Annotated in this window: 17 protein-coding genes; 8 read left to right on the plus strand and 9 right to left on the minus strand. The window is 62.9% G+C overall.

Annotation, left to right across the window (positions count from 1 at the left end; genetic code table 11):
* The first annotated feature begins 258 nt into the window (after positions 1–258).
* From SB822_RS41430 to SB822_RS41440, 3 genes are read left to right on the plus strand one after another with little or no spacing between them, the layout of a single operon-like run.
* Entirely contained in the window at positions 259–714 is a 456-nt protein-coding gene (locus SB822_RS41430; RefSeq protein WP_410857427.1) for a (2Fe-2S)-binding protein, read from the plus strand.
* A gap of 1 nt (position 715) precedes the next feature.
* On the plus strand, positions 716–2,950 hold the full coding sequence (locus tag SB822_RS41435) for a molybdopterin cofactor-binding domain-containing protein (protein ID WP_410857428.1): 2,235 nt from the start codon (positions 716–718) through the stop codon (positions 2,948–2,950).
* Positions 2,951–2,960: 10 nt separating this feature from the next.
* Positions 2,961–4,232 carry a c-type cytochrome gene (locus SB822_RS41440; protein ID WP_410857429.1) on the plus strand — a complete coding sequence of 424 codons (1,272 nt, stop codon included), beginning with the start codon at positions 2,961–2,963 and terminating at the stop codon, positions 4,230–4,232.
* 802 nt (positions 4,233–5,034) lie between these two features.
* Here the strand turns inward: SB822_RS41440 and SB822_RS41445 are convergent.
* Genes SB822_RS41445 through SB822_RS41455 form a run of 3 tightly spaced genes read right to left on the minus strand, consistent with a single transcriptional unit; the run spans position 5,035 to position 7,295 of the window.
* The gene (locus SB822_RS41445; RefSeq protein ID WP_007579114.1) at positions 5,035–5,691 is read right to left on the minus strand and encodes an amino acid ABC transporter permease; all 657 of its coding nucleotides are present in this window, start codon (positions 5,689–5,691) and stop codon (positions 5,035–5,037) included.
* Complete coding sequence (locus tag SB822_RS41450) at positions 5,688–6,443, minus strand: amino acid ABC transporter permease (RefSeq protein ID WP_007579113.1); 756 nt, start codon at positions 6,441–6,443, stop codon at positions 5,688–5,690. Before SB822_RS41450 ends, SB822_RS41445 begins: the two co-directional genes overlap by 4 nt.
* A 42-nt stretch (positions 6,444–6,485) precedes the next feature.
* The gene (locus SB822_RS41455) at positions 6,486–7,295 is read right to left on the minus strand and encodes a transporter substrate-binding domain-containing protein (protein ID WP_007579112.1); all 810 of its coding nucleotides are present in this window, start codon (positions 7,293–7,295) and stop codon (positions 6,486–6,488) included.
* Between the two features lie 262 nt (positions 7,296–7,557).
* On the opposite strand from SB822_RS41455, the gene SB822_RS41460 reads away from it, so the two are divergent.
* A complete protein-coding gene (locus tag SB822_RS41460; protein ID WP_086918390.1) occupies positions 7,558–8,433 on the plus strand; it encodes a LysR substrate-binding domain-containing protein in 876 nt (291 codons plus the stop codon).
* 7 nt (positions 8,434–8,440) lie between these two features.
* Here SB822_RS41460 and SB822_RS41465 read toward each other — a convergent pair whose 3' ends face one another.
* Together SB822_RS41465 and SB822_RS41470 are read right to left on the minus strand one after the other, a co-directional pair.
* Positions 8,441–9,529, minus strand: coding sequence for a calcium:proton antiporter (locus tag SB822_RS41465; RefSeq protein ID WP_007579110.1), 1,089 nt, complete (start codon positions 9,527–9,529; stop codon positions 8,441–8,443).
* Between the two features lie 224 nt (positions 9,530–9,753).
* The gene (locus SB822_RS41470) at positions 9,754–10,110 is read right to left on the minus strand and encodes a BON domain-containing protein (protein ID WP_007579108.1); all 357 of its coding nucleotides are present in this window, start codon (positions 10,108–10,110) and stop codon (positions 9,754–9,756) included.
* Between the two features lie 379 nt (positions 10,111–10,489).
* Here SB822_RS41470 and SB822_RS41475 point away from each other — a divergent pair, with 379 nt between their 5' ends.
* On the plus strand, positions 10,490–11,140 hold the full coding sequence (locus SB822_RS41475) for a DNA-3-methyladenine glycosylase (protein ID WP_410857430.1): 651 nt from the start codon (positions 10,490–10,492) through the stop codon (positions 11,138–11,140).
* 290 nt (positions 11,141–11,430) lie between these two features.
* Positions 11,431–11,760 (plus strand): DUF4148 domain-containing protein, encoded by a 330-nt coding sequence (locus tag SB822_RS41480; RefSeq protein ID WP_007579104.1) that lies wholly within the window; start codon positions 11,431–11,433, stop codon positions 11,758–11,760.
* A 270-nt stretch (positions 11,761–12,030) separates the two neighbouring features.
* On the opposite strand, the gene SB822_RS41485 is transcribed toward SB822_RS41480, so the two are convergent.
* On the minus strand, positions 12,031–12,465 hold the full coding sequence (locus SB822_RS41485) for a CBS domain-containing protein (RefSeq protein ID WP_007579103.1): 435 nt from the start codon (positions 12,463–12,465) through the stop codon (positions 12,031–12,033).
* A 355-nt stretch (positions 12,466–12,820) separates the two neighbouring features.
* Here SB822_RS41485 and ribA point away from each other — a divergent pair, with 355 nt between their 5' ends.
* Positions 12,821–13,468: a GTP cyclohydrolase II gene (gene ribA / locus SB822_RS41490; RefSeq protein ID WP_035537138.1), complete on the plus strand. Its 648-nt coding sequence runs from the start codon at positions 12,821–12,823 to the stop codon at positions 13,466–13,468.
* Positions 13,469–13,549: 81 nt separating this feature from the next.
* On the opposite strand, the gene SB822_RS41495 is transcribed toward ribA, so the two are convergent.
* Together SB822_RS41495 and SB822_RS41500 are read right to left on the minus strand one after the other, a co-directional pair.
* Complete coding sequence (locus SB822_RS41495; RefSeq protein WP_410857431.1) at positions 13,550–13,723, minus strand: hypothetical protein; 174 nt, start codon at positions 13,721–13,723, stop codon at positions 13,550–13,552.
* A gap of 13 nt (positions 13,724–13,736) precedes the next feature.
* On the minus strand, positions 13,737–14,618 hold the full coding sequence (locus SB822_RS41500; RefSeq protein ID WP_410857432.1) for an NAD(P)H-binding protein: 882 nt from the start codon (positions 14,616–14,618) through the stop codon (positions 13,737–13,739).
* Positions 14,619–14,811: 193 nt separating this feature from the next.
* Between SB822_RS41500 and SB822_RS41505 the strand changes: the two genes are divergently transcribed.
* A complete protein-coding gene (locus SB822_RS41505; protein WP_410857433.1) occupies positions 14,812–15,699 on the plus strand; it encodes a helix-turn-helix domain-containing protein in 888 nt (295 codons plus the stop codon).
* Between the two features lie 6 nt (positions 15,700–15,705).
* On the opposite strand, the gene SB822_RS41510 is transcribed toward SB822_RS41505, so the two are convergent.
* Entirely contained in the window at positions 15,706–18,189 is a 2,484-nt protein-coding gene (locus tag SB822_RS41510) for a GcvT family protein (RefSeq protein WP_410857434.1), read from the minus strand.
* Between the last annotated feature and the right edge of the window lie 44 nt (positions 18,190–18,233).

Below are 18,233 nucleotides of genomic sequence, written 5' to 3' on the forward strand. Positions count from 1 at the left end.
CTCTCCTTGCAGCAAGCACGCCTGCGCGGCCCGCGCTTGTCCCGGACCGCCGCAGGCACTTCGCACGCACGTTTTTTAACGTCCTTCTACAATCAGTCGAGCCGATCCCCGAACGTGCATGCGCAACGAATCGACGCAATGCGCATGCGCTCGCCGGCCTCGCGTGATTAGCACGCCACGTCTAACAAAGCGCGGTTGTCGACCGGATTTTGTTGGGCGTCGGCGGATAAACAAAAACCCCCACTTACGGATACGCTCATGGCAACGCTGAACATCAACGGCCAGTCTCATACCATCGACGCGCCGCCCGACATGCCCGTGCTCTGGGCGCTGCGCGATATCGTCGGTCTCACGGGAACGAAGTTCGGCTGCGGCATCGCGCAATGCGGGGCCTGCACCGTGCATCTGGATGGCGTTGCCGTGCGCTCGTGCGTGCTGCCCATCGCGGCCGTCGGTGACAAGAAGATCACGACGATCGAAGCCGTCGGCGAGACACCCGCGGGCAAGAAAGTGCAGGCGGCGTGGCGGCACCTCGACGTCGTGCAGTGCGGCTACTGTCAGTCCGGACAGGTGATGCAGGCGGCTTCGCTGCTCGCGCAGAACCCGAATCCGAGCGACGCCGACATCGACGCGGCGATGGCGGGCAATATCTGCCGCTGCGGCACGTACAACCGCATCCGCGCTGCTGTGAAGCAGGCAGCGAAGGAGGCATGACATGTCGCAAGGATTGCTCGATGCACAAAACGGCAAGCCGCGCGATGATGCCGCGCGAGTCACACGCCGTGCGTTTTTGAAATTCAGTGCGAGTGTCGCTGCGATGGCGGGCGGCGGCCTGATGCTCGGCTTCAGCATGCCTGCGCAAAGCCAGGGCGATGTGCGCAAGTCCGTGATCGGCGGCGATGGTGTCGAGACACCGCAAAGCGGCGTGCTCGCGCCGAACGCTTTCGTGCAGATCGACACGGCAGGCAAGGTCACGCTGATCATCCCGAAGGTCGAGATGGGGCAAGGCGTGTACACGTCGATCCCGATGCTGATCGCGGAAGAACTCGAAGTGCCGCTCGACAGCGTGACGATCGACCATGCGCCGCCCGACGAAACGCGCTTCACGGACCCGCTGCTCGGCGGCCAGTTGACGGGCGGCTCGACGTCGATCCGCTATGCGTGGGAACCGATGCGGCGCGCGGGCGCGACCACGCGTGTGCTGCTGATCAACGCGGCCGCGCAGCAGTGGCAGGTGGACCCGGCGTCGTGCCATGCCGAGAACGGCCAGGTGATTCATGCAGACACGAAACGCAGCATCGCCTACGGCCAACTCGTCGATGCCGCCGCGAAGCTGCCCGTGCCGCAGAACGTGTCGCTGAAGGATCCGAAAGACTTCAAACTGATCGGCACGCCGGCGAAGCGTCTCGATTCGCCGGAGAAAGTGGACGGCAGCGCGATCTTCGGCCTCGACGTGCGTCTGCCCGAGATGGTCTACGCGGCCATCGTCAATTGCCCGGTATTCGGCGGGACGCTCGCGAGCGTCGACGATTCGGTTGCGAAGAAGATTCCCGGCGTGCGGCAGATCGTGAAGATCGACAACGGCGTTGCCGTGATCGGCGATCACACGTGGGCAGCGAAACGCGGCGCGTCGGCGTTGAAGATCACATGGAACGAAGGCGCGGGCGCAACCGTGTCGATGAAGACGATCGTCGACGACATGGAGAAGGCGTCGCAGAACAACGGTGCGGTCGCGCGCAAGGACGGCGATGTGAACAACGCGTTCTCGCAGGCGAAGACACGCGTCGATGCCGTTTATCAGCAGCCGTTCCTCGCGCACGCAACGATGGAGCCGGTCAACTGCACGGTGCACGTGAAGCCCGATAGCTGCGAGATCTGGGTCGGCACGCAGGTGCCGACGCGGGCGCGCGATGCGGGCGCGACGGTGACGGGGCTGTCGCCGGACAAGATCGTCGTGCACAACTTCCTGCTCGGCGGCGGCTTCGGACGCAGGCTCGAATTCGACATGGTCACGCAGGCTGTGAAAGTGGCAAAGCAGCTGAACGTGCCCGTGAAGGTGACGTGGACGCGCGAGGAAGACATCCAGCACGACATGTATCGCCCGTACTACTACGACAAGATTTCGGCGGGGCTCGACGCGAACGGCAAACCGGTTGCGTGGCAGCATCGCATTGTCGGCTCATCGATTCTGTCGCGTTTCGCGCCGCCTGCCGTGAAGAACGGCGTCGATCCCGATGCCGTCGAAGTGGCTGCCGATCTGCCGTACGACCTGCCGAATCAGCTCATCGATTACGTGCGCCAGGAGCCGCACGCGATACCGACTGCGTTCTGGCGCGGCGTGGGTCCGACGCGCGGCACGTTCGTCGTCGAGAGCTTTATCGACGAACTCGCGGCGCAGACGAAGACCGATCCCGTCAAGTATCGGCGCGACCTGCTCGGCAAATCGCCGCGCGCGTTGAACGTGCTGAACGTTGCGACGCAGGCGGCGGGCTGGGGCAGCACGTTGCCGAAGGGGCAGGGCCGCGGGGTGTCGGTGATGCACGCGTTCGGCAGTTTCTTTTCGATGGTGGCCGACGTCACTGTCGATCAGGGCGAGGTGAGGGTGAATCGCGTGGTGTGCGCCGTCGATTGCGGGATGGTGGTCAACCCGAACACGGTGGAAGCGCAGATCCAGGGCGGCATTATCTTCGCGATCACGGCGGCGCTGTACAGCGAGATCACGATCGATCGCGGCCGCGTGCAGCAGAACAACTTCACTGATTACCGGATTCTGCGCATCAACGAAACGCCGACCATCGACGTGCATATCGTGAAGAGCAGCGAAGCGCCGGGCGGCATCGGCGAGCCGGGAACGGCTGCGGCGCAGCCTGCGATCGCCAACGCGATCTATGCGGCGACGGGCAAGCGGTTGCGGCAGCTGCCTGTCGGCAACCAGTTGATGAACGCATAAGGGGCCGACGATGAAAACGACATTGAAGGCATTGGCGCTGGCTGCTGCCGTTACCGCTTCATTCGCGCTCCCCACGTTGTCTCACGCGGCCGACGATGCGCTCGTCACACGTGGAGAATATCTGGCGAAGGCGGGCGACTGTATTGCGTGTCACTCTACGCCGCACGGCAAGCCATTCACTGGCGGTCTGAAAATGATGACGCCGATGGGCGCGATCTACTCGACCAACATTACGCCTGATCCGGAGACGGGCATTGGCCAGTACAGCGAGGACGACTTCAAGCGCGCGATGCGCGAGGGCATCGCGAAGGATGGCCACAACCTGTATCCGGCGATGCCGTATCCGTCGTACGCGAAGGTCAACGACGACGACATGCACGCGCTTTACACGTACTTCATGCATGGCGTGGCGCCCATCAAGCAGGCAAACCGCGAGCCGGACATCAAGTGGCCATTGAACATGCGCTGGCCGCTGAAGTTCTGGAACATAGTCTTTCTGGAGAAAGGCGTGTACCAGGACAAGACGGGTAAGGACGTCGCGTGGAATCGCGGTGCGTATCTGATTCAGGGGCTTGGGCACTGCGGCTCGTGTCATACGCCGCGTGGCATTGCGTTCCAGGAGCAGGCACTCGATGAAAGTGGTGCTCTGTATCTGTCGGGCAGCCCGATCGACAACTGGTTCGCGTCGAATCTGACGGGTGAGCACAACGTTGGTCTGGGCCGCTGGTCCGAGGCGGATGTTGCGCAGTTTTTGAAGACGGGCGCGAATCAGCATGCGTCGGCGTTTGGTTCGATGACGGATGTCATCAACAACAGCACGCAGGCGCTGACGGATGTCGATGTTACTGCGATGTCGCGGTATCTGAAGTCGTTGCCGGCGGCGGGCGGCTCAGGCGGCCCGGCTTATGCGTATGACGCGAAGGCGACTAAGGTGTCGCTGACGCGGCCTGCTAATGACGCCGGTGCGCGGGTTTATACGGCGTTCTGCATGCATTGTCATGGGGTGGATGGGCGTGGGTTTGCGCCTATGCTGGCGCCGCTGGCGGGGAATCCTAATGTGCTGGAGAAGAATGCTTCTTCGTTGATCAATGTCACGCTTAATGGCACTGGCGATCTTGTGATTGGTGGGGTTCCTGCTGCTTATCCTATGCCCAAGTATGGGCCTGTGCTGAATGATCAGCAGATCGCTGATGTGCTTACTTTTATTCGGGCTGGATGGAATAATGGGGCGCCAGGTGTTGGCGTGGGGGATGTGGCTAAGGTTAGGAAAGCTACGCAGTAAGGTTTTTGTCTGCGGACGCTGGGTGGTCGGTTTGTCTTTGCGCTGGCATTCGCGTTGTGCCTTCGTGGCTTATGCGTTGCCGTTCGGCCGGTTTGCCTTTGCGTTGGCATCCGCGCTTTGCCTTCGTGCTTCAAGCGTCGCCCCTGTGCGGGGCGGCACCTACTTTTCTTTGCCGCCGCAAAGAAAAGTAGGCAAAAGAAAGCGGCTCACACCGCCAGTTCCTGTATTTGCCTGAGGGCCCCCAAACGGTCTTACGCTTCACACGGCGGCGTCTTTGTTTGCGTACGTTGCCAACGCTTCGAATGAACGCCTCACCCGCTTCGGATACCCGTACTCGGGCAGGCGTCAGCGAATGGTATGTGCCGCCCAGGTGGCAAACTGTGTGTAGGTTGTCGCGGCGTACACGCTAGCGCTCTTACAAGGTGGAACGCGTGCGCTATCGGGTCCGAAGTGAGGCGTGTGTGGCACTACGGCCTACACACAGTTTGCCACCTGGGCGGCAGTGGAATATCCGGCACGGCACGCTGCAACGCGGGTGCTTGAAGCGGGTGATGCGCCTCTTGGAGCGTTGGCAACGTACATGGGTCACGTGATTGCCGTGTGAAGCGTATGACCCTTTGGGGGCCCTCAGGCAGAAACTAGAACTGGCGGTGTGAGCCGCTTTCTTTTGCCTACTTTTCTTTGCGGCGGCAAAGAAAAGTAGGTGCCGCCCCGCACAGGGGCGACGCGTGAAGCACGAAGGCATAGCGCGGATGCCAGCGAAAAACCAAAACCACCGCCCAGCAGTCGCAGACAAAAACCACTAACGCTGCTGCGCGATCTTCTGCCTACGCTCCAACACGCGGGCATACCACGTAAGTGGAAAACACATCGCAAAGTACAGCAGTGCGACCATGCCATAAATGGGAAACGGCCTGAACGCTGCATTAGTAATCATGGTCCCCGTCTTGGTGAGTTCGGTGAACCCGATAATAGAAGTCAGAGCCGTGCTCTTAACAACCTGCACAAGAAACCCAACAGTCGGCGCAACAGCAATCTTCAAGGCTTGCGGCCAGACAATAAACCGCAACTGCTGAGAAAAAGTCATCCCGAGACTCGCGCCTGCGGCCCACTGCCCACGAGGCACCGCTTCGACACAGCCACGCCAGATATCCGCAAGATACGCACTCGTATAAAGCGTCAAAGTAACAGTAGCCGCGACCCAGGGCGACACATCAACCCCCATCAACGGCAAGCCAAAAAACGCGAGGAAAAGCTGCATCAGCAACGGCGTGCCCTGAAACAACTCCACATAAAGCACGACAACACGCCTGAGCCAGGGCAAAGGAGACACGCGCATGGCGAGCAACACCAACCCAACAACCCCGCCCCCAACAAACGCAATCAACGACAACAACACCGTCCACCGCGCCGCGAGCAGCAGATTGCGCGCAATATCCCAAAGCGTAAATTCGATCATGACGAGCGCTCCGTCGTCGATGCGGTGCGTGCGCCGCGAATGGCGAAGAGCGTGCGCAACAACCCGCGCGGAGCATCAGAAGACCGCGCTGCACGTCCCGCGAAAAGGCCCTTGCCGAGCCGGTTCAGCACTTGCCGCAACACAACCGACAGCACCAGATACGTCGCGGTAATAATCAAGTACGCCTCGAACGAACGGAAGTTGCGCGACTGGATATAGTTCGCCGCGTAAGTCAGATCGGGCACCGAGATCTGCGACACGACCGCCGAGCCAAGCATCACGATCAACACCTGGCTCAACAACGCCGGAAACACATTGGCCACCGCCTGCGGCAACACGACATGTCGGAACACCTGCCGCTGCTGAAGCCCAAGCGCCTGCGCCGCCTGAATCTGTCCACGCGGAATCGAGTCAATGCCGGCGCGCACGATTTCGATTGCGTATGCACCGAGGTTGACCGTCATCGCGAATATGGCGGCCTGGATTTCGTCGATATGAATGCCGAGGCTGGGCAGCCCGAAGAACACGAAGAACAACTGCACCAGAAACGGCGTGTTGCGGATCACCTCGACATACGCCGCGATCAGCCCGCGTGCCCATTTCGGCCCGGACGAGGCCACCACCGCGCCACCAATGCCGACCAGCCCACCCAGCACCGTCGATACGGCCGTCAGCCCGAGCGTCACGCCGACGCCACTCACGAGCATCCCCGCATACATGTCGAAACTGCTGAAATCGAACGTATAACTCATCGCATGCGGCTCATCGTGACATCGGCTGATCGAAAGAAAGACTTAGAGGTTTTCCGGCAGCGGCGCGCGCAGCCACTTCTGCGAAATCGCGTTCATCGTGCCGTCCTTGCGGGAACGTGCGATGGTCTCGTCGACTTTCTTCAAGAGGCGCGGCTCGTTCTTGTTCAGGCCGACGTGGTCGGGCGAACTGAACAGCGAGAACTTCTGCTCCGGGTCATTGGCGGGATGGCGCGCGAGTATCGTCGCGCCCACATCGTTACCGACGACCATCAACTGTACCTGACCAGAAAGAAATGCAGAAATAGCGCCGTTCGGATCGTCGAAACGTTTGATGTTCGCCGACGGCGGCGCGATCTTCGTCACGCTCAGGTCCTCCAGCGTGCCGCGCGCAACCGAAATGCTCTTGCCCGCGAGATCGTTCGCGTCCTTCACCTTCAGCGACTTCGGTCCGAACACGGCGAGGTAGTAGGGCGCGTAAGGCTGCGAGAAGTCGATTACCTTCTCGCGCTCGGGCGTCTGGCCGACGGAGAGCAGCATGTCCGCCTTGTGGTCGGCGAGATAGGCCATGCGGTTGTCGCCCGTCACGGCCACCAGCTCCACCTTGACGCCAAGCGACTTGCCGATCAGGTTCGCGACGTCGATGTCATAGCCTTGCGGCTTCATGTCCGGGCCAATCGAGCCGAACGGCGGATAGTCCATGAACACGCCGACGCGCACGACGCCCGCCTTCGTGATCGTGTCGAGCGCGTCCGCATGCGCGAGCGGCGCGAACGCCGACAGCGCGGCGCCCGCGAAGGCGAGCGAGGCGAACGCATGGCTGAAGCGGCGGCGAAGGAGAGCGGCGGTGGTCATCGGTGCGTCCTTTTTGAATGTTGAGACAATGGTGAAAGCCACTCTAGGTATGCAAAAAACCTGGAACAACCGAAATCTGCGCATGGAAGCCATGCATTACGCTCATGCCGTAAGGGTTCTCCCGGCAACGATCGCGCATGAGCCTAACGCATGGCGGCAGGATCCGGGGAATTTTGGATCGCGTATGCTTTGGGATTGTCACGCGTGTGTCCGCGCAACCAGGCGGCACGCGCGATGAATTTTCCTGATGCGATCCACCCTCATGCGACGACTTCCGCCCCTGAACGCTTTGCAGATCTTCGAGACCGTGGCGCGCCATCGCAGCTTCACGCGCGCGGCGGAGCATCTGTGCCTGACACAAGGTGCCGTGAGCCGGCAGATTCTCGCGCTCGAGGACTACTATCAGTTCCCGCTCTTCAAGCGCCACGCGAAAGGCCTGACGCTGACGGCGGAAGGCGAACTGCTGCTGCCCGCCGTCAAGGAGAGCTTTGCGCGCATCGAAGAGATTTCGCTGCGCCTCACGCGCCAGCGCACCGATCTCGCGCTCAAAGTGCCGACCTGCGTGATGCGCTGGATACTGCCCAAAATCATGCAGTTCCAGGCCGAGTATCCCGACTTGCATGTGCAGATCACGACGACCTGGCAGCACGACGTCGACTTCCAGGTCGAACCATTCGATGCCGCGATCGTCTACGGCACGTCAGCGGGCGCGGACGTGCAGGCGGTGCCGCTCTTCGAGGAGCGCCTCACGCCCGTCTGCGCGCCCCAGTTGCTGCACGACAAGCCGCTTGGCAAGGCCGCCGATCTCTCGCGCCACACGCTGCTGCACCCGACGCGCGATCATCGCGACTGGAAAATGTGGCTCGAATACGTGGATGTACGCGATGTCGACGCGAACCACGGTCCGAGCTTCGATACGCTCGATCTCGCCACGAACGCGGCGCTACAAGGCTTCGGCGTGGCGATCAGCGATCTCGCGCTGATCGACGAGGACGTGGCCGCGCAACGGCTCGTGCGGCCGTTCGACACCGTGCTCACGACGGGCGCGCGCTACTACTTCGTGTACCCGGACAGCGTCGCGCATCAGCAGAAGGTCAATCTGTTTCGCGACTGGATCGACCGGCACTGGGCGCAGTGAGCGGCGCTCAGGGCGCGAACGAGAGAAACAGATACGCGGCGAACAGCGACAGGTGCACGGCGCCTTGCAGGATCGTCGTGCGCCCGGTGCCGAGCGTCAGCGTGCTGATCAGAAGCGTCAGGATGAGCAGCACCGTGTCCTTACCGTCGATGCCGAGCACCAGCGGGCGGCCCGTCCAGATGAACACCAGCGCGACCGTGGGGATGGTCAAGCCGATGCTCGCGAGCGCCGAGCCGAGCGCGAGGTTGAGGCTGGTCTGCAGACGGTCGGCGCGTGCCGCGCGCACGGCGGCGAGGCCTTCGGGCAGCAGCACGAGCGCCGCGATCACGATACCGACCACGGCTTCTGGCGCGCCCGCTTCGAGCACCGCGCGCTCGACGACGGGCGATAGCACCTTGGCTAGCAGCACGACGGCGACGAGACTCACCACCAGTAACACGCCGCTCGTCAGCGCGACGCGCGAACTGGGCGGGGCGGCGTGCGCGTCTTCGTTGGCGGCATGGGCTTCGGTGAGAAAGTAGTCGCGGTGACGCACGGTCTGCACAAACACGAACACGCCGTACAGCACCAGCGACGACACCCCCGCGAACGCCAGCTGCGAATCGCTGAGCGCCGGGCCGAGTTTGATGCTCGTGTAGTTGGGCATCACCAGCGACAGCACGGACAGCGACGCGAGCACGGCCAGCGCCGCGCTCGCGCCGCGAATCTGGAAGTCCTGCTCGCGATGGCGCAATCCGCCCACCAGCAGGCAGATCCCGACGATCCCGTTGCACACGATCATGACGGCGGCGAAAACGGTGTCGCGCGCCAGCCCCGCCTTTTCCGGCCCGGCCGACAGCATCACCGATACGATCAGCGCTACTTCGATCACCGTCACGGCCACGGCCAGCACCAGCGTGCCGAACGGCTCGCCGACGCGATGCGCGACCACTTCCGCGTGATGCACGCCCGCGAACACCGAGCCCGCCAGCGCGAGCGCGGCGAGGGCCGTCAGCAGGCCGTTGCCGGGCAGCGCGTAGGCGGCGCCCAGCACGATCCACGCGATGAAGGGCGCTGCGACCGTCCAGCGGGGCAATATGGGCGATGTCGATGCCATGTGTTCAGTCCGTCTGTTGTTGGTGTGTAGTTCGCGACAGGACGCCGCTACATCGGCTGACGGGCGGCTCGCATAGCCGTGAGATTAAACCAGCCTGCCAGGCCGGCGGTGTGACGGAACCACAAAAATGCGCGCTGCAAAGAAAAACACCGCTCTTCGCGACGAAGAGCGGTGCGTTCTGCAATCGGGCGCCCGCATGCGGGCGCCATCAGGCGATGCGAGGTTTACTGGCCGACCGGGCGGATCGTCAGCGCGTTCTTCACCGAAGTCACGCCTGCCACGCCTTGCGCGACTTCCGTCGCCTTGTCGACTTGCGGCTGCTCCGGCACCGAGCCCTGCAGCGTCACAGCACCGCTACGTGCGCGAACCGTGATATTGGAAACGCTGAGGTCCTTTGCCTTCGCCAGTGCGCCGCGAACCTTGCGCGACAGCGCGCGGTCAGCCGACTTGGCTGCCTTGGCGGTCTGCTTGGCGCTCGGCTGAGCGGTCATGTCAGCATCGCTTGCCTGCGCGTATGCGTTGATCGACGCGAGCACCACGAGTGCGCCAGCTGCCATCTTGATTGCCTGAATCGCCTTCATTCACTTTCTCCTGTTGTCATGATTTGCGACGGTGTCGCGCCTGAAACGCGCCCGGCAAGCGGACGCTTCACGCGTGATACCACTGCACTACCACTTCTTTTGCTTCGGGATGAAAACGGTTGCGGGTTGTCCATTCGCCGCACGGCTGGCCGACCGGACGGGCCTGCCCGAGTCGCCGATGCGGCTAGCCGGACAGTAACGATACCTCAATTGGTTCCATGGTGAAGATGAGGGTCGTCCGGATGCGGCATTGCTACAACGGATCGATGCCGCTGGTGCCATTCGACTTGCGCCGTGCATCGAACCGCGCCGCGCGTCATCATGCTGCAAACTGCGTGGCTCACGCGGACGACGGCATCTAATCCCGGCGCTTCATCGCATGACGAAGACGACGCTTTCCCTCGTTCCTCTACACCGCAACGATCTACCCATCGATACGGTTGACCTCGCGCGCTTCCTGTTGGGTAAATACCTGGTCCGTGACCAGGCCCAAGGGCGGGTTGCGGGGCGGATCGTCGAGACGGAGGCGTATCCCGTCGGGGATTCGACCAATCATGCGTATCCGGGGCGGCGCGCGTACAACGGCTCGATGTTCCTCGAACACGGCCATGCTTATGTTCGGCTCACCTACGGCATCTACAACGTGATCAACGTGGTCAGCGAGCCCGATGGCACGGGCGCCGCCGTATTGATTCGCGCGCTGCAGCCGGTGGAGGGCATCGAATGGATGCTGGCGCGCCGGCCGGACGCGAAGCTGCGCGATCTCGCGCGCGGCCCGGGGCGGCTGGCGCTCGCGCTCGGCATCGATCTCAGCTTCGACGGTGCCGACCTTTGCACCGGGCACGGGCTATGGCTAGGCGCGACGGGCAAGGCGCGCACGCCGGTCGCGGTGACGACGCGTATTGGCATCGCGCGGGAGATGCATCGGCTGCTGCGCTTCTATGTGCCCGGCAGTCCGTTTGTCAGCGGGCCACGTAAGCTGCTGTCGGCTGAGGCTCTGCCGCCCGGTGAGGGGGCGCCGTCCACGTAACGTTGCATGCTGACCTGAGTCCTGGGCAGCGCGTCCAACCCGTCCATACGTGTGGCATCCATCGCGTTTGCCACATAGTGAGATACGCCGATCCACCCCGACATTATTACGTCTTACCACGCTCCAGTTGACATCCGGCTTGCACAGCGACCGGACTCTTTCATTCAGCGCAATTAAGTATCTCCGGAATAGGGGTTTTCCCTTGGTGTGCCGATGGCTACACTGATCTCACTGGCTTCACACACGGTTGTGTGAAGCGGCTGACAAAACAACTTTCGGAGGTAGTTATCATGAAATCGCTCATCAAGGCTGCTGTCATCGCTGCTGTTCTCGCTGTCCCCGCAGTCTCGTTCGCCCAGTCGAACCAGCCCGTGACCCGCGCGCAAGTCCGCGCCGAACTGGTCCAGCTGGAAAAGGCAGGCTACAACCCGGCAACGGCTGTCGATTCGACCTATCCGGCCGACATCCAGGCTGCCGAAGCCCGCGTTCAGGCGCAAAACGGTGCAGTAGCGCAAGCGCCTGTCGCCGATACCGGCTACGGCGCATCGACGAACGGTTCGTCGCAATCGGGCGCGGCCAAGACGCTGAACCCGGCGCAAGACGTCTACTTCGGTCATTGATTCCGGAGTACAAGCCGGGCCGCAGTGTTCACGGTCCGGCGCGCGCGCCTTCGATGCAGGTATGAAGCGCGCAACCAGAATATGAACGGCGGCGCGGCCTGGACCGGAGAAGGTCGCCGCACCGTCGTCAAGGAAAGCATGAACCTCCGCCGCCGAAAGGTGGCTTAGCCCAACCTCGCGGATTGGGCTTTTTTTGTTGGCTTGCGCGGCAGGCGTAGCAGGGCGCGCCGCGGTCGCAGCGGCGAAAATGACATCGCAGCGGCGCGACGCTCAGCTGCTATGGATGTAGTGTTCGAGCTGCTGGATGGTGAACTGCTGCTCGGCGATGATGGTTTTCACGAGGTCGCCGATCGACACCATGCCGATCAACTGTTCGTTGTCCAGGACCGGCAGGTGACGCATGCGGCGCTCCGTCATCAACGCCATGCATTCGTCCGTGGTCTGGTCCGGGCGCACGAAGCGCACGGCGCTGCTCATGATGTCGCGCACGGGCGTCGTCTTCGACGAGCGGTCCATCAGCACGATCTTGCGCGCATAGTCGCGTTCGGTGACGATCCCCGCGATCGACCCGTTTTCCTTGACGATCAATGCACCGATCTGTTTGTCGGCCATCAGCTTGATGGCGTTGTAGACGGAATCGGATGCCTCGATCGTGTAGACCTCCTGGGTCGGCTTCGATTTGAGGACTTGTGCAACGCTAGTCATGGAGCGGCTCCGTTTGCAGTGCAGCACGCCTGGCCACGGCGCGCTGGGGTGAAGGAGAGGCACGTCAAGCGCAGAACAGGCGCCAATCAAGTATAGACGTCGACACCGCGCGCGGCGACGCTCGCTTCGCCTGGTTTCGTGGGGACCATCACGCATGTCATGCGATTTGCGGAAATGAGCAGGCTGCGTTTCTCGTCGTGCCTACGCGCAGTGATGCACCGCGATGGTCCGGATTGCCGGCCGCGCACCAGCACGGAGCGACTGCCAGGTACAATTCGGCGTTTAGCGGTAAACTCCGCTTCTGTACTTTATCCCCGGTAGCTCACGGGTTCATGTCCGCAATTCCGCTAACGCCATGCCCATGTCTCACGATCCGTTGCTCGCTGACGGCGCAATCACCGGCGAATGCGTCACGCTCGACGCTTGCGCCACGCTTCCCACCCGCTACGGCACCTTCGAATCCTATGTGTTCCGCGTGAACGACTCGGGCGCCGAGCACTTCGCGCTCGTAATGGGCGATGTCGAGAATCAACCATCGGTGCTCACGCGCCTGCATTCGGAGTGTCTGACGGGCGACGTGCTCGGTTCATACCGTTGCGACTGCGGCGAACAACTGGATCTCGCGCTGCGCTACATCGCGGCGGAGGGTTGTGGCGTGCTGCTGTATCTGCGTGGTCACGAAGGGCGCGGCATCGGCCTGTCGAACAAGATCCGCGCGTATGCGCTGCAGCAGCAGGGCCGCGACACCGTCGAGGCGAATCTCGATCTCGGCCTGCCCGACGATTCGCGCGAGTATGATTCGGCGGCAGCCATTCTGCGCCTGCTGAAGGTGACGTCGGTGCGTCTGATGAGCAACAACCCGAAGAAGTTCGACTCGCTGTCGAAGCACGGCATCCCCGTTTGCGAACGTGTCGCACTCGCCATTCCGATGCGCGAAGAGAACGAGCGCTATATCCGCACCAAGCAGGTGAAATTCGGGCATTACTTCGAAGAGAACGAGTGACGTCTGTCGCCCGGACTCACTGAACACTGTGAGCAATGTGCAATGGCCTCGCGAGAACGCGAGGCCATTTGCTTTACGGCGTCAGAAGATCATGAAGTCGTCGTTGCTGTCGGGGATCGCGCTCAGCAGTCGCTCCAGTCGATGCCAGCCAAACTGCGCGGCGAGTGTTGTCGCAAGCCTGTATAGCGTTCTCGTCGGGTCTGGAGGGCGCGCGTGACGATGCTCGATCGTGCGTATCAAAGGGCAGTAATGCATGCGATGCCTCCCGTCACGCGTTGATCGTCGACACGAGCGCCGCAATAACGTCGCGTAATTCAGTCGTGCCGAAGCGCCGCCCGGTGCCCGCTTCGACATCGATTCGCCCCGTGTTCTGCGCGTCGTACAGATCGGTGATGAGCTTCGCGTGATTCGCGTTGAGGCCCGCGCGCAGCAGCGTCGCCGTCCATTCGTCGCGCGGCAGCGCGCGCGCAACGATATCGCGTCCACTTGCATCGCCGAGCGCGCGTGCTACATCGTTTGCGTCGTAACGGCGCGGACCTTCCACGCTCACGATTCGAACGCCCGCTTCATCGAACCCGTCGATCAGCAAGCGCGCGGCAACGATGCCGACGTCATGCGCGGACACCGTCGGAAACGACCTGTCGAGAGGGTGATGCAGACTCGGCAGCCGGCCCGTTGCGAGCGCGACAGGCACCACGCGCGCCCAGTTCTGCACGTGTTCCGCCGAACGCAGCAGCGTGAGGCGCGGCGCAGCCTCTCTGAACGCCGCTTCGAGATGATGAAACAGCATCGTGATACCTGTGTCTGCATCGAGTTCTGCGCCATAGTCCGACAGCGCGACGACATGCAGATGCGGATGCGCGCGCAGCGCACGCGCGGCCGTATCGATCATGCGACGCATCGCGTCTGCGGGGTCCGGGTCTCGATGCGGCAATGGACACAGCATCTGCACGGCGTGAGCGCCGTCGAGCGCGCGGTGAATCGATGCTTCGTCGTTGAGATCGCCGGTCACGACTTCGCAGCCGATGCGCGTCAGCGTTTCCTGCTGCGCCGGGCTTCGTACGACGGCACGCACGGCGTGCCCCTCATGTCTGAGCGCCGCCGCTGCCGAACGTCCTACCTTGCCCGTTGCGCCAAAAATCACATACATCGTCTATCTCCACTGGTTCCGTGTGAGTCAAGCGTACGTGGCGGCACGTTCGGAAACGCGCATGGAAGGATGACGGGCAGCAGATCCGGATGACGATCTGCGCGTGGCAAGCCGTGCCTCGGAGCAAAGGCCAGCACGCAAGCGCAAAACGCAGCACAATGCGGCAATCAGACGATGGAACGAGGTGCAAGCGATGAATGCTGTCCACCCTGCGTTGGTGCCGCACTCCGGCGGGCGCGCGAGCCTGCTGTCGAGCGCGTCGCTCGGCTGGTCGGGTTTTGGCGCGGAAATGCTCGGGATCGCGGCGGGCGCGCATCGCATTCCGGCGATCGAGCATCATCGCGTCGGCGTGCATGTTGGCGCGCCCGTGCGAGCGGTCTGCCGATGCAACGGTCAGCGCGCGGCGCGCATCCAGGCGCACGGCGATGCCGACGTGATTCCAGCGGGCCTCGACGGCGAATGGTCCGACGATGACAGCTGCACGATTCTACGCATCTGGTTCGCCGAAGATTTCGTGCGCAATACCTTCGATCAGCTCGGCCTGCGCGCCACCGATGCGCAGATCCGCCCGCAGTTCCAGTTGCGCGACGCGCGTTTTCAGCATCTGGCGTGGGCGATGCGCGCGGAACTCGAAGCCGAGGACGCATCCGATCCGCTCTATGCCGAAAGCCTGTGCACCGCGATGATCGTACGGCTCGCGGGCGCTTCGATTTCATACGACGACAAAAGACGCACGCTGTCGCCGCGCGCGGCGGCGCGCGTGATCGACTATATCGAGGCGCATCTCGACGAACGCCTGACGCTGAGCGAACTGGCCGCGCTCGTCGAGCTGAGCGTGCCGCATTTCAAGGTGCTGTTTCGCGAGACGATGGGCGTGCCTGTGCATCGGCATGTCGTGCAGCGGCGCGTCGAACGCGCAAAGGTGTTGTTGTTGCAGGGCCGGCTGAGCGCGAGCCAGGTCGCGCTCGAAGTCGGCTTCTCGCATCAGAGCCACATGGCGCACTGGATGAAGCGGCTGCTCGGTGTGACGCCACGCGATATCGCGCGCAACGATGCTCTGCGGCTGATCGTTAGGCGCTAACGTTCGTCAGCTTTTGACGCGGGCAGAAGCGGGATCGTAGGGCGCTGTCAGATGCAGCGTCGCGGGCAGCAGATCGCCGGCGACATCGATCTGATAGCGGCCGTTCGTGAGCCAGGCCTGGTCGAGCGCGGCGCCGTCGTCGCGCTTCACATAGCCCATCGCGACGGGACAGCCGAGCGTATGCCCGAACGCCGCCGAACTCACGAAGCCGACCGCCTTGCCATCGCGCAGGATTGCTTCGCCGCCCCATAGCATGCGATCGCTCGCGCCATCGGCGGTGAACACGACGAGGCGTCGCTGCAGCGGCTCATCGCGCAGCCTCACGAGTGCATCGCGGCCGATGAACGGCATGTCCTTGTCGAGCTTGCACGCGAACGCGAGGCCCGCTTCGAACGGATTGGTATCCGGCGACAGCTCGCGTCCCCACGCGCGATAACCTTTTTCGATCCGCAGCGACTCGAGCGCGTAATACCCCGCGTTTTTAAGGCCAAAATGCTTGCCCGCCGCATGCAGCGTTTCGTAGACGCCGACTGCGAACTCGACGGGCACATACAGTTCCCAGCCCAGTTCGCCGACATACGAGATGCGCGTCGCGCGCACCGTTGCGTAGCCGATATCCACTTCGCGGCTCTGTCCGAACGCAAAGCCCTCGTTGCTCCAGTCGGTCTTCGACACGCTCGCGAGCAGATCGCGAGCACGCGGCCCCATCACGGCGAGCACCGCGTACTGGCTCGTCACGTCGACGAGCATGCAATGGCTATCGTGTGGAATGCGCTTGTCGAGTGTGTCGAAATCGCGCGTGGTTTGCGCGGAGCCCGTGACGAGCAGGTATTGATCGTCGGCGAGGCGTGTGAGCGTGAAGTCCGACTCGTAGCCGCCGCGCTCGTTGAGCATGCCCGTATAGACGGCCGTGCCAACGGGCACGGCGACATCGTTCGCGACGATCCGTTGCAACACCGCTTCCGCGTCACGTCCCTTGACGAGAAACTTGGAGAACGACGTCATATCGAACAGCGCGACGCCTTCGCGGCACGCGCGATGTTCTTCGCCGCTCCACGGCAGCCAGTTCTGCTGGCCGAACGCATACTCGATGCGTGCCTCTTCTAACGAAGGCGCGAAGAAATTCGGACGCTCCCAACCCATCTTGCTGCCGAAGCACGCGCCTTCGTCGCGCAGCAGCGCATAGAGCGGCGAGCGGCGGAAGGGCCGCGCGCTATCGAGTTCGCGGTTCGGCCAGGGCATCGCGTAGTGCAGGCCGAGCGTTTCCTTCACGCGGTCGTGCAGCCAGGTATCGTTGCCGTTGAAGCGCGCGAAGCGGCGAATGTCCACAGGCCACAGGTCCATCGTCGGTTCGCCCTCGACGATCCACTCGGCGAGCGCCATGCCCGCGCCACCCGCCGACGCATTGCCCATCGAGTTGAAGCCCGCGCCGACATAGAAGTTGCGCAGCTCGGGCGCTTCGCCCAGCATGAAGTTGTTGTCGGGCGTGAACGACTCGGGGCCGTTGTAGAACTGGCGCACCTGCGCTGTCTCCAGCGCGGGCACGCGTTGCAGCGCGTTCTCCATCAGGATCTGGAATTGATCCCAGTCGTCGGGAAGCAGCTGGAACTCGAAGTTCTCGGGAATGCCGTTCATGCCCCACGGTTTCGCGTCCGGTTCGAAGCCGCCCATCACGAGCCCGCCCACTTCTTCCTTGAAGTAGATGTATCCGTCCGGGTCGCGCATCACGGGCAGGTCGGGATGCACGCCCGCAATACGCTCCGTGACGATGTAGTAATGCTCGGCCGAATGCAGCGGCACCGTGACGCCGCACAGACGGCCGACGCTCTTTGCCCATTGCCCCGCGCAATTGACGACGAGTTGTGCATCGATCGCGCCTTCGTTGCCTTCCTTGTCGCGCCACGCGACGCCGCTCGCTTCGCGGCCCTTCGATACAGCCCGGGTGTGGATCGCAGTAACACGCGTGTTCTCGACGATGCGCGCGCCACGCCGACGTGCGCCGCGTGCGAGCGCCTGCGTCAGATCGGTCGGATTCGCTTTGCCGTCGCCGGGCAGCCAGACTGCGCCGTGCAGGTCGTCGGTGCGCATGGGCGGCCATAGTTCGCCGGCTTCCTTCGGGCCGATCACCTCGCAGCTCACGCCATAGGCGCGCGCGACGGCCGCCGTGCGCTTGAGTTGCGTCATGCGTTCGGCCGTGCGCGCGACCGACAGCGAGCCGCATTGCTTCCAGCCCGTCGCCAGACCCGTGTCGGCTTCGAGTTCGGCGTAGAGCGCCGTCGAGTAGCGGATCAGCTTCGTCATGCTCTCCTGCGCGCGCAACTGGCCGACGAGACCGGCCGCGTGCCATGTCGTGCCGCATGACAACTGGCCCTGTTCGAGCAGCACGACATCCGTCCATCCGAGCTTCGTGAGGTGATACGCGACCGAGCATCCGATGATGCCGCCGCCGATGATGACGACGCGCGCCTGCGTCGGAAGGTGGGTTGACATGAGGGGAGGCCCGCGGAAGAGTGTGGAAATGAGTGGAAGTATGT

It is taken from the genome of Paraburkholderia sp. SIMBA_054, from assembly GCF_046534875.1.
GTDB lineage: Bacteria > Pseudomonadota > Gammaproteobacteria > Burkholderiales > Burkholderiaceae > Paraburkholderia > Paraburkholderia hospita.